Annotated in this window: 14 protein-coding genes; 11 read left to right on the forward strand and 3 right to left on the reverse strand. The window is 68.1% G+C overall.

Translation table 11 applies throughout. The features are described from left to right. The first annotated feature begins 89 nt into the window (after positions 1-89). The 10 genes from MMSP_RS23805 (at position 90) to MMSP_RS23850 (ending at position 8205) form a co-directional block, all read left to right on the forward strand. A complete protein-coding gene (locus MMSP_RS23805; protein ID WP_020788665.1) occupies positions 90-776 on the forward strand; it encodes a hypothetical protein in 687 nt (228 codons plus the stop codon). Beyond that, positions 773-1675, forward strand: coding sequence for a 1,4-dihydroxy-2-naphthoyl-CoA synthase (locus MMSP_RS23810; RefSeq protein WP_015354513.1), 903 nt, complete (start codon positions 773-775; stop codon positions 1673-1675). The genes MMSP_RS23805 and MMSP_RS23810 overlap by 4 nt, the downstream gene beginning before the upstream one ends. A gap of 43 nt (positions 1676-1718) precedes the next feature. Next, entirely contained in the window at positions 1719-2606 is an 888-nt protein-coding gene (locus MMSP_RS23815) for an SDR family oxidoreductase (protein WP_020788666.1), read from the forward strand. Between the two features lie 18 nt (positions 2607-2624). After that, positions 2625-3044, forward strand: coding sequence for a maleylpyruvate isomerase family mycothiol-dependent enzyme (locus MMSP_RS23820; protein WP_020788667.1), 420 nt, complete (start codon positions 2625-2627; stop codon positions 3042-3044). Between the two features lie 223 nt (positions 3045-3267). Further along, positions 3268-3675, forward strand: a complete 408-nt coding sequence (locus MMSP_RS23825; RefSeq protein ID WP_015354511.1) for a VOC family protein — start codon at positions 3268-3270, stop codon at positions 3673-3675. Between the two features lie 97 nt (positions 3676-3772). Next, a complete protein-coding gene (locus MMSP_RS23830) occupies positions 3773-5050 on the forward strand; it encodes an inorganic phosphate transporter (protein ID WP_020788668.1) in 1278 nt (425 codons plus the stop codon). Further along, a complete protein-coding gene (locus MMSP_RS23835; RefSeq protein ID WP_020788669.1) occupies positions 5047-5331 on the forward strand; it encodes a hypothetical protein in 285 nt (94 codons plus the stop codon). Before MMSP_RS23830 ends, MMSP_RS23835 begins: the two co-directional genes overlap by 4 nt. 59 nt (positions 5332-5390) lie before the next feature. Continuing rightward, the gene (locus MMSP_RS23840) at positions 5391-5687 is read left to right on the forward strand and encodes a DUF3349 domain-containing protein (RefSeq protein WP_011738932.1); all 297 of its coding nucleotides are present in this window, start codon (positions 5391-5393) and stop codon (positions 5685-5687) included. Positions 5688-5755: 68 nt separating this feature from the next. After that, a complete protein-coding gene (gene menE, locus MMSP_RS23845) occupies positions 5756-6841 on the forward strand; it encodes an o-succinylbenzoate--CoA ligase (protein ID WP_231991533.1) in 1086 nt (361 codons plus the stop codon). Between the two features lie 11 nt (positions 6842-6852). Next, the gene (locus tag MMSP_RS23850) at positions 6853-8205 is read left to right on the forward strand and encodes a hypothetical protein (protein ID WP_015354508.1); all 1353 of its coding nucleotides are present in this window, start codon (positions 6853-6855) and stop codon (positions 8203-8205) included. Between the two features lie 31 nt (positions 8206-8236). On the opposite strand, the gene MMSP_RS23855 is transcribed toward MMSP_RS23850, so the two are convergent. Genes MMSP_RS23855 through MMSP_RS23865 form a run of 3 tightly spaced genes read right to left on the reverse strand, consistent with a single transcriptional unit; the run spans position 8237 to position 11483 of the window. Further along, positions 8237-8899, reverse strand: coding sequence for a DUF2064 domain-containing protein (locus MMSP_RS23855; RefSeq protein WP_020788670.1), 663 nt, complete (start codon positions 8897-8899; stop codon positions 8237-8239). Further along, on the reverse strand, positions 8896-9552 hold the full coding sequence (locus tag MMSP_RS23860; RefSeq protein ID WP_036426924.1) for a glycosyltransferase family 2 protein: 657 nt from the start codon (positions 9550-9552) through the stop codon (positions 8896-8898). The genes MMSP_RS23855 and MMSP_RS23860 overlap by 4 nt, the downstream gene beginning before the upstream one ends. Positions 9553-9581: 29 nt before the next feature. Continuing rightward, positions 9582-11483: a hypothetical protein gene (locus MMSP_RS23865; RefSeq protein WP_020788672.1), complete on the reverse strand. Its 1902-nt coding sequence runs from the start codon at positions 11481-11483 to the stop codon at positions 9582-9584. 311 nt (positions 11484-11794) lie between these two features. Between MMSP_RS23865 and MMSP_RS23870 the strand changes: the two genes are divergently transcribed. Then, positions 11795-13462 (forward strand): hypothetical protein, encoded by a 1668-nt coding sequence (locus MMSP_RS23870; protein WP_020788673.1) that lies wholly within the window; start codon positions 11795-11797, stop codon positions 13460-13462. The last annotated feature ends 6 nt before the right edge of the window (positions 13463-13468 follow it).

Raw genomic sequence — 13468 nt, forward strand, 5'->3', positions numbered from 1 at the left:
CGGGCCTGGCTACTGTGGCTTGCATGAGAGAGCGAATCAAGCCGCCGTGGTGGTCGACGCCGTGGCACTGACGGTGCCGGTGTAGGCCGATGGGTCGCGCGTTACTGCTGGCGGCGATGCTGCTGGCGGCCAGCCCGATCGGGTTGTCCGCACCGCGGGCGGTGGCCGCACCGGGATGCCCGCCGGGCGGCACCCCCGCCCCGGCCGACGTGAACGAACGGCGGGTCGGTGACCTGGACGGCGACGGTCGGCCGGATACGTTGTGGGTCGGGGATTTTCAAAGCGGAACCGGAGACACCATCCGAATCGTTGGCATCACCACCGCCGGCGGTGCCAGCACCGATGTCCACATCGCCTCGGCCAGCCCGATCCCCCTGCGCGCGTTGGCCATCGATGCGCAGGAAAACGGCAGTCACCAGGTGATCGTCAGCGACGGCCGGGCCGCGCACCTGTATGTGTACGCCGCCTGCCGGCTACAAGCCGCCGTCGACAGCCGGGGCCACCCTTTCCTTTTCGATCTGCAGAATCTGCGCGGCCACGGCACCGGTGTCGGCTGCAGCAACATGGGCGACGGTCGCCGGCTGGTCGGACTGCAGGCACTGCCGGACCCGGACACGGTGCGGCGCACCGAGGTCGATCTGGACGGGACGCTGGCCACCATCGGACCCTCGGACACGCTGACGGCCGACTCCGCTAGAGACTCGATAGTCACATCGGCACAGACGATCAGCTGCGGCAACCTCACGATTGACCAGGATGGAGTGCAAGAGCCTTGAGCGACAACCCCTTTGATGCTGGCGTGTGGAGACTCGTCAACGGTTTCGACGAGCTGACCGACATCACCTATCACCGCTACGTCCAAGACGCCACCGTCCGGGTGGCGTTCAATCGTCCCGAAGTGCGCAACGCGTTCCGGCCGCACACCGTCGACGAGCTATATCGCGTGCTGGACCACGCGCGAATGTCTCCCGACGTCGGCGTGGTGCTGTTGACCGGCAACGGGCCGTCCCCCAAAGACGGTGGCTGGGCCTTCTGCTCCGGTGGGGACCAACGCATCCGGGGACGCAGTGGCTATCAGTACGCAAGCGGAGACACCGCAGACACCGTTGACATCGCGCGGGCGGGCCGGCTGCACATCCTCGAGGTGCAACGGCTGATCAGGTTCATGCCCAAGGTCGTTATCTGTCTGGTCAACGGCTGGGCGGCCGGCGGCGGGCACAGCCTGCACGTGGTCTGCGACCTCACCCTGGCCAGCCGCCAGCATGCCCGTTTCAAGCAGACCGACGCCGACGTGGGCAGCTTCGACGGCGGCTACGGCAGCGCGTATCTGGCCCGCCAGGTCGGCCAGAAATTCGCCCGGGAGATCTTCTTTCTGGGCCGGCCGTACACGGCGGAGCAGATGCATCACATGGGCGCGGTGAACGAGGTCGTCGACCATGCCGAGCTGGAGCGGGTGGGGCTGCAATGGGCGGCGGACATCAACGCGAAGTCGCCGCAGGCGCAACGAATGCTGAAGTACGCGTTCAACCTGCTCGATGACGGGCTGGTGGGTCAGCAGCTGTTCGCCGGGGAGGCCACCCGGCTGGCATACATGACCGACGAGGCCGTGGAGGGCCGCGACGCCTTCCTGGAAAAGCGCGCACCGGATTGGAGCGGCTTTCCACGGTATTTCTAGTGCCCGCCGCGGCGCATAGGTCTTCGTCCTAGACTCCCCACCCGTGAGCAAGAGCCCGTTGCGCCGGTTGACCGAGCAGATCACGCTGGCCGGCATGCGGCCGCCGATCGCACCACAACTGCTGGTCAACCGGCCACCGATCAAACCGGTTGCCCTCGACGGCAAGCGCGTCATGATCACCGGCGCCTCCTCGGGTATCGGCAAAGCCGCCGCCGAGCAGTTCGCCCGCCAGGGCGCCACCGTGATCGCCGTCGCCCGCCGCAAGGACTTGCTGGACGCGGTGGCCGACCGCATCACCACCTCGGGTGGGGTGGCGATGTCGGCGCCCTGCGACATCTCCGACCTCGACGCCGTCGACGCATTGGTCGCCGACGTCGAAAACCGTCTAGGCGGGGTCGACATCCTGATCAACAACGCCGGCCGCTCCATCCGCCGGCCGCTGGCCGAATCGCTGCAGCGCTGGCACGACGTGGAGCGGACCATGGTGCTCAACTATTACGGCCCGCTGCGGCTGATCCGCGGGCTGGCACCGGGGATGCTCGAACGCGGCGACGGGCACATCATCAACGTCACGACCTGGGGCGTGCTGTCGGAGGCCTCGCCGCTGTTCTCGGTATACAACGCGTCCAAGGCCGCACTGTCGGCGGTCAGCCGGACGATCGAAACGGAGTGGGGCCGCGGGGGCGTCCATTCCACCACGCTCTACTACCCGCTGGTGGCCACACCGATGATCGCGCCGACCAAGGCCTACTCCGGGATGCCCGCACTGACCCCACAGGAGGCCGCGGAGTGGATGATCACCGCCGCGCGCACCCGTCCGGTGCGGATCGCGCCCAGGATCGCCCTGATGGCCAAGGCGCTGAACACCCTGGGCCCCCGGTGGGTCAATACACTTATGCAACAGCGTGACGACCAGCTCAACGATCGCTGACTGACTCGGGAGTTCGCCATGGCTGACATCTGGACCACGATCGCGGCCGAGCGCGGCGCACTCGCCGACGACCTGGCCACGCTGCCGGCAGATCGATGGGAAACCCCGTCGCTGTGCGCCGGGTGGGGGGTGCGCGACGTGGTGGCGCACCTCTGCGCGACCGCATCGCTGAATCCGGCCCGGTTCTTTCTCGGGATGGCAGCCGCCGGATTCAGCTTCGACAGGTTCACCAACGGACAACTGGCCAAGCACCTCGGCCCCGATCCGGCCGCCACCCTCGACGAATTCCGCGGCCTGCAGCACGCGACGTCGGCGCCACCGGGCCCCAAGGTGTCGTGGCTGGGCGAGATCGTGTTGCATGGCGCCGACATCCGGCAGCCGCTGGGCATCCCGCATACCTACTCGCCGGGGGCGCTTCGCCAGACCATCGACTTCTAGCGGGGCTCCAACCTGCTCAGCGGCGCCAAGAAGCGAATTTCAGGACTCCAGCTATGCGCCACCGATGACGATTGGCGACACGGCCAGGGCGAGCGCGTCGAGGGACCACTGTTGTCGCTGCTGCTCGCCATGACCGGGCGGGCCGCGGGCTGCGTCGATCTCACCGGCCCGGGAGCCCAACTCCTGCGCAGCAGGTGCTCCGGAACGTGATAGACACGACAGCATGGAGATTCTGGCCAGCCGGATGCTGCTCCGGCCGGTGGATTATCAGGCCTCACTAACCTTCTACCGCGATCAGATCGGTCTGGCGATCGCACGCGAATACCCCTCCGGAACAGTCTTTTTCGCCGGGCAGTCGCTGCTCGAGCTGGCCGGGTACGGCGAGCCGGAGCACGGTCTGGGACCATTTCCCGGTGCGTTGTGGCTGCAGGTGCGTGACATCGCGGCAACCCAGGCCGAGTTGGAGAGCCGCCAGGTGCCGATCGCCCGTGAGGCGCGTCGCGAGCCATGGGGTCTGCGTGAGATGCACGTCACAGATCCGGATGGAATCACGCTGATTTTTGTGGAGATACCCGGCGACCACCCGTTGCGCAGGGACACCCGAAGTGAACGACAACGAACGCAAGGTTAACTGCTAGGTAACATCTGGCGACGAGTCGCAGCCCACCTGGGTTTCACACATTTCCCCGTTCGACAATGGATTACCCCGACCCGCAGAATCAGGCACTGTGAACATCGATTTGTTCCTCTTGATCATCGTCGTTATCACGGCGTTGGCATTCGACTTCACCAACGGCTTTCACGACACCGGCAACGCCATGGCGACCTCCATCGCCAGCGGCGCCCTGGCGCCCAGAACAGCCGTCATACTTTCGGCCGCGTTGAACCTGCTAGGCGCCTTTTTGTCCACCGCTGTCGCGGCGACCATCGCCAAAGGTCTGATCGATGCAAACCTGGTGACCTTGGAGTTGGTATTCGCCGGCCTGGTCGGTGGCATCGTGTGGAACCTGCTGACCTGGCTGCTGGGCATCCCCTCGAGCTCGTCGCACGCGTTGATCGGGGGCATCGTCGGAGCGACGATCGCCGCCGTCGGCGGCCGCGGCGTCATCTGGAGCGGGGTGGTGTCCAAGGTCATCGCGCCCGCGGTGGTGGCCGCGCTGCTGGCCACCCTGGTCGGGGCGATCGGCACCTGGCTGGTTTACCGGATCACCGCGACCGTCTCGGAGAAGGACACCGAGCGCGGGTTCCGTCGCGGTCAGATCGGCTCCGCGTCCCTGGTCTCCCTGGCGCACGGCACCAACGACGCGCAGAAGACGATGGGCGTGATTTTCCTGGCCCTGATATCCTACGGCGCGGTCAGCACCTCTGCCACCATGCCTCCGTTGTGGGTGATTGTGTCCTGCGCCTTGGCGATGGCGGGCGGCACCTACCTCGGTGGCTGGCGCATCATCCGGACGCTGGGCAAGGGCCTGGTCGAAATCAAGCCGCCCCAGGGCATGGCCGCCGAGGCGTCATCGGCGGCGGTCATCCTGTTGTCGGCGCACTTCGGCTACGCGCTGTCAACCACCCAGGTCGCCACCGGGTCGGTGCTGGGCAGTGGCGTCGGCAAGCCCGGCGCCGAGGTCCGCTGGGGCGTGGCCACCCGGATGGTGGCAGCGTGGGTGATCACGCTTCCGCTGGCCGGCCTGGTCGGAGCGATCACCTACTGGCTGGTCCACATGATCGGCGGGTACCCCGGCGCCATCATCGGTTTCGCCCTGCTGTGTCTGGTCGCCGCCACCATCTGGCTCCGCTCGCGCAAGGCGCGGGTCGACCACACCAACGTGAACGCGGAGTGGGAAGGCAGCCTCACTGCCGGGCTGGACGGGGCGCCGGGACCGACCGCGCCATCGCCGTCGGATCGGCAGCGACCGCCGCCGCCACCACCACCGCCGAGTCCTCACTCCAACGGTCACACGCCGAGATATGGCGGTGACGACGCGCTCACGGCTGGTAACCCCTCATGAATCACTGGTTCAACTACGAGGCCACCAGCAAGATCCTGATTTTCAGCGTGCTGGCCGGGGCCGGGATACCCGCACTGTTTGCAGTCGGTGTACGGCTGCAGGCCGACAGCGGCCAGATCACCGGCACACATGCCCCGCTGCGGCGTACCGTGCTGACCGCTCTCGGTTGGATGATCTTTGCGATCATCCTGGCTGTGGTGGTCATCGGCGTGCTCTATATCGCCCGCGACTTCATTGCACATCACATCGGTTGGCACATCCTGGGGGCGAAAACCAAGTAACGTCAAGGGGGGCCTTGACACAGTGTTTGTCCACTGACTCAACGGGAAGTTCTGGCGGCGTGAATCGATTTCTTACCTCGATCGTGTCGTGGCTGCGTGCGGGCTATCCCGACGGAGTTCCACCGACCGACTCCTTTGCGTTACTTGCACTACTTTGCCGGCGGCTGTCCAACGAGGACGTCACAACCGTCGCCACCGAACTGATGCGACGCGGTGAGTTCGACCAGATCGACATCGGGGTGGCGATCACCCAGATCACCGACGATTTGCCGTCTCCGGAGGACATCGAGCGAGTCCGGGCCCGGCTGGCCGCCACGGGCTGGCCATTGGACGACGCCCGCGAGGACCGCGCATAACCGTCCTGCGGGCGCTGACCGTCCCCGACGGCAGCGCGGTCCCGGTGCTGTTGCCCGCCCTGGAGCGGATTCTTGCCGGCCGGGCTCCGGCAACGGTCGCGGTGGGGTCAAGACCTGACCCCACGGTGGTGAGCGCGTTGCGGGTCGGCGACCAGATCGATGACGATGTGGCGCTGGTCGTCACGACGTCGGGAACCACCGGGGCGCCCAAGGGGGCGCTCCTGACCGCGGCCGCGTTGATCGCCAGCGCGTCGGCGACCCATCACCGCCTCGGCGGAGCCGGCAACTGGCTACTGGCCGTGCCCGCGATTCACATCGCCGGCCTGCAGGTCCTGGTGCGCAGCGCGCTCGCCGGTACCGTCCCGGTCGAACTCGATGTGTCCGCCGGGTTCGACATCACCGAACTGCCCCGCGCTGTCGACAAGTTGGGTTCCGGCCGGCGATACACCTCGCTGGTCGCCGCTCAGCTGGCCAAGGTGCTGGGCGACCCCGCCGCCACCGCCGCCCTGGCCGAACTGGACGCGGTGCTGATCGGGGGTGGACCGGCTCCGCGTCCGGTGCTCGACGCCGCTGCCGCCGCCGGCATCCGGATCGTTCGCACCTACGGGATGAGCGAAACCTGCGGAGGCTGCGTGTACGACGGTGTTGCCCTCGACGGCGTGCAACTGCGCGTGGCCGCGGACGGCCGCATCATGATCGGCGGCGCAACGCTGGCCAAGGGGTACCGCAACCCGGTACAACCCGACCCGTTCGCCGAGCCCGGCTGGTTTCGTACCGACGACCTCGGGGCGCTCGATGATTCGGGCGTGCTCAGCGTGCTGGGCCGCGCCGACGACGCGATCAGCACGGGCGGGCTCACCGTGCTGCCGCAGCTGGTGGAATCCGCGCTGGCCACCCACGCCGCTGTGAGCGACTGCGCGGTGTTCGGACTCGACGATGACCGGCTGGGTCAGCGGGTCGCCGCGGCGATCGTGGTCCGCGCCCACTGCCCCACCCCAACGCTGGATCAACTTCGGGCACACGTCGCCGGCACGCTGGCCATCACCGCCGCACCCCGAGAACTGCACGTCGTCGACGAGCTGCCGCGGCGCGGCATCGGCAAGATCGATCGGCGGGCGTTGGTGCGTCGATTCGCCGCCGCAACCGACCAATAGGCTGAGCGATCGTGAGGATCGCCCGCCGGGAAACAGCAGCCGTCACCGTGGGTGTCGTCCTGGTTGCCGCCGCGTTCGTGCTGCCGCGGTTGGACTTGGGCGTCAAACCACGCCGTGACATCGGCCTGGAGCGCTTCGCGTCGCGAGCCGGCGCGGCACCGATCTTCGGTTACTGGGACATCCACGCCAGTTGGGGCACCATTGCCGCGATCCTGCTGGCGCTGGCCGTCCTGGTTTGGGGTCCGCGGGTGGCACGAAAGCTCTCCTGGCGGGTGCTACCGCTGGCCACCTGGGCGACCGCGTGCGGATGGGCTTTTTCGCTGGCCATGATCGACGGGTTTGAGCGCGGTTTCGCCGGCCGGCTGACCACCAAGGACGAGTACCTCTCGGAGGTCGGCGGCGTCACCGACATCCCCGTCATGCTGCGCACGTTCGCCAGCCGGATTGTTGACTACCAGCCGAACTCCTGGACCACCCATGTTTCCGGACATCCGCCGGGCGCGCTATTGACGTTCGTCTGGCTGGATCGGATCGGTCTGGGCGGCGGCGCCTGGGCCGGATTTCTGTGCCTGCTGGTCGGCTCCAGCGCGGCGGCGGCGATGGTGATCGCCGTGGGCGCATTGGCCGGCAAGCACGTCGCGCGCCGGGCCGCACCGTTTGTGGCGATCGCGCCGACGGCGATCTGGATCGCGGTCTCGGCCGACGGATACTTCGCCGGGGTCACGGCGTGGGGTATCACGCTGCTGGCCATTGCGGTGCACGGCGGATCCCGGTTCAGGGCGCTGTGGGCCGCCGGAGCGGGTCTGGTGCTGGGCTGGGCCATCTTCCTCAGCTATGGCCTGGCGCTGATGGGACTGCCCGCCTTGGCGGTGCTGGCGTCCGCGAACCACTGGCGCACCGCCCTGAAGGCGTTGTGGCCGGCCGTGTTGGCGGCGTTGGGGGTGGCGCTGGCCTTCGCCGTCGCGGGGTTCTGGTGGTTCGACGGGTACACGCTGGTGCAGCAGCGCTACTGGCAGGGCATCGCCCATGACCGGCCGTTTCAGTATTGGTCCTGGGCCAATCTCGCGTGCGTGGTCTGCGCCATCGGATTGGGCAGCGTCGCCGGGATCAGCCGGGTGGTCGATGCCGCCGCGATCCGCCGCCGCTCCGGTTTGCACCTGCTGCTGCTGGGCATGGTGGCCGCCATCCTCGTTGCCGATTTGAGCATGCTCAGCAAGGCCGAGACCGAGCGAATCTGGCTGCCGTTCACCGTTTGGCTGACCACCGCCCCGGCGTTGCTCAGGCCCCGGTCCGATCGGCTGTGGCTGGCGGTCAACGCGGCCGGGGCGTTGGCGGTGAACAGCATCATCTTCACCAACTGGTAGGGGTCGCTCGCCGATCGATTCGTGGGCGAGCTCAGATTCCGGCTAGGCGGGTGACGCGTGCGAAACGGCTGTCCGGACCGCAGGCGCCACGCACCACCGCGACGTCGGCAACGACGTCGACGTCAGCCAGTGGCTGCACGGTAGCCACGTCAATGCCGCCCTCACGCAGGGCCTTCAACGCGAGCTCACCGGTGTTGGGCTGGGACATGGGCACACCGCGCAAGCATTCGGCCGCGGCCGGGGTGTGCACCCCCAGCACCCACCAACCACCGTCGACGGCAAACCCGAGGACCGCCGAAGTCTCGAACAGCCGGCGCGCGCACTCGGCGAGCAGGGCGGCGCTGATCTGTGGGGTGTCCATGCCTACCTGCAGCACCGGGTATCCGTCGGCCGCATCGGCGTGCGCATTGGCGAGGCGGTCGGCGAAGTCGTCACCGCGCTGGCCGATCACGGTGAACGATTCGAGCCGTCGGCGAATCTCGGCGCCGCGGGCCGCATTCGCCAAATCGCCGGTGAGCGCCACCACGCGGCTGGCCGCTGGCGTGGCGGCCACCGCATCCAGCGTGTCCAGCAGCGCGGCCGCGGCGATGTCGGCGGCGGTCTGATCACCGACAGTCGCGGCGAGGCGGGTCTTTGCGAGGCCGGGCTCCGGAGCCTTGGCGACCACCAGCAGGGTCACCGGTACGTGGCTCACGAGATGACCTTCCAGAAGTCCAGGATCGCGATCATGCTGCCCCGCAACGAACCGCTGACCTTGGACTTCCCGCCGGTACGGGGACCGTAGGAGACGTCGAACTCCGCCACGCGCCAGCCCGCCGCCGCGGCGCGCACCAGCAGTTCCAACGGATAGCCGGACCGCCGGTCGACCACCCCCAGGGCGAGCAGGGCATCCCGGCGCGCCACCCGCATCGGCGCGATGTCATGCACCGGCAGCCCGTGGCGGGTACGCAGCCGCCAGCTCATCACCACCGTGCCGATGCGGGCGACCCACGGCCAGTGCAGGCCGGGTATCGGACACCGGCGACCGGTCACCAGGTCCGCGCCCCGGTCGAGTTCGGCGACCAACCGGGGAAGGTCGGCGGGATCCATCGAGCCGTCCGCGTCGATCACCGCCACAATCGGGGTCTTCGCCGCCACCACGCCCGCGTGCACCGCCGCGCCGTAGCCCGGCTGCGACTCGGCGACCACCTCCGCGCCATGCCGGGCAGCCACCGCGGCGGTGTCGTCGGTGCTGTTGTTGTCGACCACCAACGCTCGGTAGGAACCCGGGATGGCGGCCAGCACCCCGGGTAGCGACTCTGCCTCGTTGAGGCAGGGCAAGACCACTGTCACCGTTTCGCCTGGCATGCCCCGACCTTAGGGGTTGATCAGCGCCGCTAGGAGCCCCCACCTGAGGAGTGCCCGCCCGAGGAACTACCACCGGAGGACGAGCCCCTACCGGAGGACGAGCCACCACCAGAAGACGAACCCCCACCAGACGACGAACCCCCACCAGAGGACGAGCCACCACCAGAGGACGAGCCACCACCAGAAGACGAACCCCCACCAGAGGACGAGCCACCACCAGAAGACGAACCCCCACCAGAGGACGAGCCCCCACCGGAGGAGCCACCACTGCTGCCCCCGGACGGCGGCTCGGGAGCCTGCTGCGTGGGCTGCGGCGCGATGGTCGGCTGCGGGGCGACGGTCTGCTGCGTCGGCAGCGGGGCGACCGTCTCCTGGGTCGGCTGCGGGACCACGGTCTGCTGCGTCGTCGGCGCGACGGTCGTCGGGGCGACGGTCGTCGGGTTAACCGTCGTCGGGGCGACCGTTGTCGGCGTGATCGGCGCGGTCGTCGTCGGGGTGATCACCGTCGACGGCACCGCGGTGGTCGGCGTGGTCGGGGTCACCGTCGACGGCGCGGTGGTGGTCGGGGTGGTCGGGGTCAGAGTCGACGGCGCGGTAGTAGTCGGAGTGGTCGGGGTCACCGTCGACGGCGCGGTGGTAGTCGGCGTGGTCGGAGTCACCGTCACGGTCGACGGGGTAGGCATCCCCGGCGACCAATTCGGCCAGGGCGGAATGATGATCGGGATCGGCAGCGGGATCGGAGCGGGCACCACACCCGGGGCCGGCGCAACCGGCCTCGGCACCGTCGGTGTCGCCTGCCTGGGAACTACGCCCTGCACGGTCGGAATCGTGCCGCCCTGGAACCCGGCGGTGGGCGCGTCTGGCGGTGGCGGCGGGACCGGCGCCTGCTGTTGAGTCGGCAACAGCGGCATGAACTTGCCCGGCTGCGCGTTTTGATGCCCCTCGACCGGCTCTGACGCCGCGGTCGGCCGAATCGCCACCGCCACCGCAACCGCCAGCGACGCGAACCCGATCACAGCGAACGCCACCACAGCGTTGCTGATCAGCAAAGACCGTGAACTGAGCCGCGTACCCGCCGGCGCTTCGTCTTCGTAGTCATCGGCAAATTCGTCATCGTCGGGGCCATAGTCGCCGTACTCATCCGCGCCCGTGACCGGCAGCAACTCGTTCTCGCCGGCTTGCGAATAGGCCAGCTGTTCGTCCTCGTCCTGGCCCGACGCCGTCGCGGCCAGCTCCGGGGGCAGATAGGTGGTTGCTTCGCCGGCATCGCCGCCCAAGACCTGCTGAGCCATCGTCGAACCTGCCCCGGCGGCAGCCATCGCCGCGCCGCGGGCTAGCGCGAACGTCGGGTCCTCGGGAACCTCCACACGCATGGTCGAGGCGTCACGAAACTGGTCGGCAATCACCGTGGTGTGCTCCGAAGAGCCCACCAGCAGCACCTCACCGGGCGCACCGCCCTGGTCATCGAGGTGGGTCATCAGCGTGTCGAAAGTAGACGTCGCGTCGCCTTCAACCGGCGCGGCGGCCAGCATCGTCGGCGGCGCGTCCCCTCCCCCCAGCACCGACAGGCTGGCGGTCTCCTCGCCGACCAGCAACACGGCGGAGCCGGCGTGCGCCGGGCCGAGCAGCGCGGTGACGGCCTCGGACTCCGACAGCACGGCGACATCGAGGACGCCGGAATCGTCGAGCGCCCGGCGCAGGTCCTCAGCCCTGTCCTGATCCGACCAGCACAACCGAGTGGCGACCAGGTGGTGTCCCTCGTCGGCCAGCAACTGGTTCGTGCCGACTATGGTTTCGGTCAGCACCGCGACAGGGCCTTCGGCCAGATCTACCGAGGATTGGTCGATCACGGCACTGCCTTCGGCGGCCGCCCCGACGAGCGCCAAGCGTGCGATCGGACCTGCGATCGCAACCCCCAACACGACGTCCATTTGCGGTTCTCCTTCGGCTGGCCACCCCGCAACCAGCAATGTCCGGCATCATTACACTGCGATACCGTCGGCTGTATTCGTCATTCGAGCGACAAGGTTGCCCCTGAGCGCAGGGTAACCGGATTCCCGAACGGTTAGGGAACGCTCACCACGGAACCCGTCCGCGGATCACTCGATCTCAGCCACTGCCGCGTCGTCCGAATGGAGAATATGTTCGCAATCGAACAACGCAGCGGGTCCGTCAGGGGGTTCCCCCACCGCCGGACCAAGCCGGAGCAATACGTAACCTACCTCGATCCCTGGGGGACACCGTGAGTCTGGGCAGCGACGACACCCCTACCGGCCCCATTGCGGGTGCGCAACCGCAACAAGGGCAGTCCGGACAGTTGACACTCGACCTGGCACACCGGCGAAACATGGTCCGGGACCTGACCGGCGGAGCACTGCTGGTACTGGCGGTGTTCTTCCCGTGGAACCTCTACTTCGGCTTTCGCATCCCGGGCAGCAGCAACTACGTGCTGGCGGTGCTGCTGGCGGTGACGCTGCTGTCCCTGATCGCTATCGCGGTGCCCTATGTGGGGCCCTGGCGGCTGTCTGGCACCCGATTTGCTCCCACCGCGACCAACCGGCTGCGTCTCGGGCTCAACATCCCCTATCTGCTGCTGCTGTTGGCGTTCGTCGTCTACGACATCTTCCAGACGATCCGATCCGGTGGCACCGTCAACGTGCCCGGCGGTGTCGGGCCGGGCGGCTGGCTGGGAATCGCCGGCGCGATGCTGTGCGCACAGCCGGTGAGCACCGGGCAGCCCGGCGACAACGAGAACTACGACAACTGGCTGTTCACCGCCCGAATTCTGGGCTACGCATCGATGTTCGGTGCGGCGCTCAGCTCCGGCTTCAACCTGGCCTGGCGGGTGCGGTACGCGCTGCAACCGACGAACTCGGCATCGGGCTTCGGCAGGCAGAACATCGCGGTGATCGACACGGCGCTGGTCTACGGAGTGGTCGCGCTCGTCGCGGTCCTCGTCGCATCCCGGTGGCTGCTCAAGGGCACCAGGGAATACCAGCTGCCCACCATCGCGCTCGGCGCTTCGGCCATGGTCGCGGGAATCATCGTGTGGGTCCTTCCCGTCGGCCGCGAGATCGACGCATTTCACGGCATCGCGCAGAACACGTCGACGGCCGGGGTCGGATACGAGGGCTACCTGGTCTGGGCGGCGGGCGCAGCGATCTTTGCGCCAATGGCGCTGGTGCGCTCCCACACTCATCCGATCGGTAGGGACATTTGGCGGGCAGCGGCCCGAAACGGGCTGCTGCTCATCGCCGTATGGTGCCTGGGGTCGGTGGTGATGAGGCTCACCGATCTGAGCACCGCGGTGATGTTGAACTTCCCCTACTCGCGATACGACACCATGACTTTGGCCGCGTTCGATCTGGTTACCGCGGCGCTGGCGTTCTGGCTTCGGATCAACCTGGTCAATCAGGCACTACCGGCCCGACTGATCTCGTCGCTATGCGGATTTCTGCTCACCCTGACCGTTTCTCGCGTCATCGTGGGCGTAGTGCTCGCCCCCCGGTTCGCGGCGTCACCGGACGCGCGACCCAACCCGGTCTACGGAAACAATCTCGCCCAGCAGATCACCAGCACCTTCGACGTGACCCTGTGCGGCCTGGCGCTGGGCATCGTCGTTGCGGTCCTCATCAGCGGGCGACGCTCAGCAACGCAGACCAAACAACCGGGGCGCCCGCGGCGGCGCCAGCGCCGTACCGGCCAACCCGGGCCGGCCCGCGGCGGGGCCGCCGTCCCATCGGAGGCCGAGACAACCCAATTTCGCAGCCCGGCCGCGCTCGATGCCCACGACGACGCGCCCACCACCGTTTTGTCCGGGCCGGGTCGGGCGCCGCGGATCTTCCGCTCCGGGGAATCCACCGGACCCCTGCCGCCAAAGATCTACCGGCGACCCGACGACCCGTCCTAAACGGCC

The organism is Mycobacterium sp. 012931 (assembly GCF_000419295.1).
GTDB lineage: Bacteria > Actinomycetota > Actinomycetes > Mycobacteriales > Mycobacteriaceae > Mycobacterium > Mycobacterium marinum.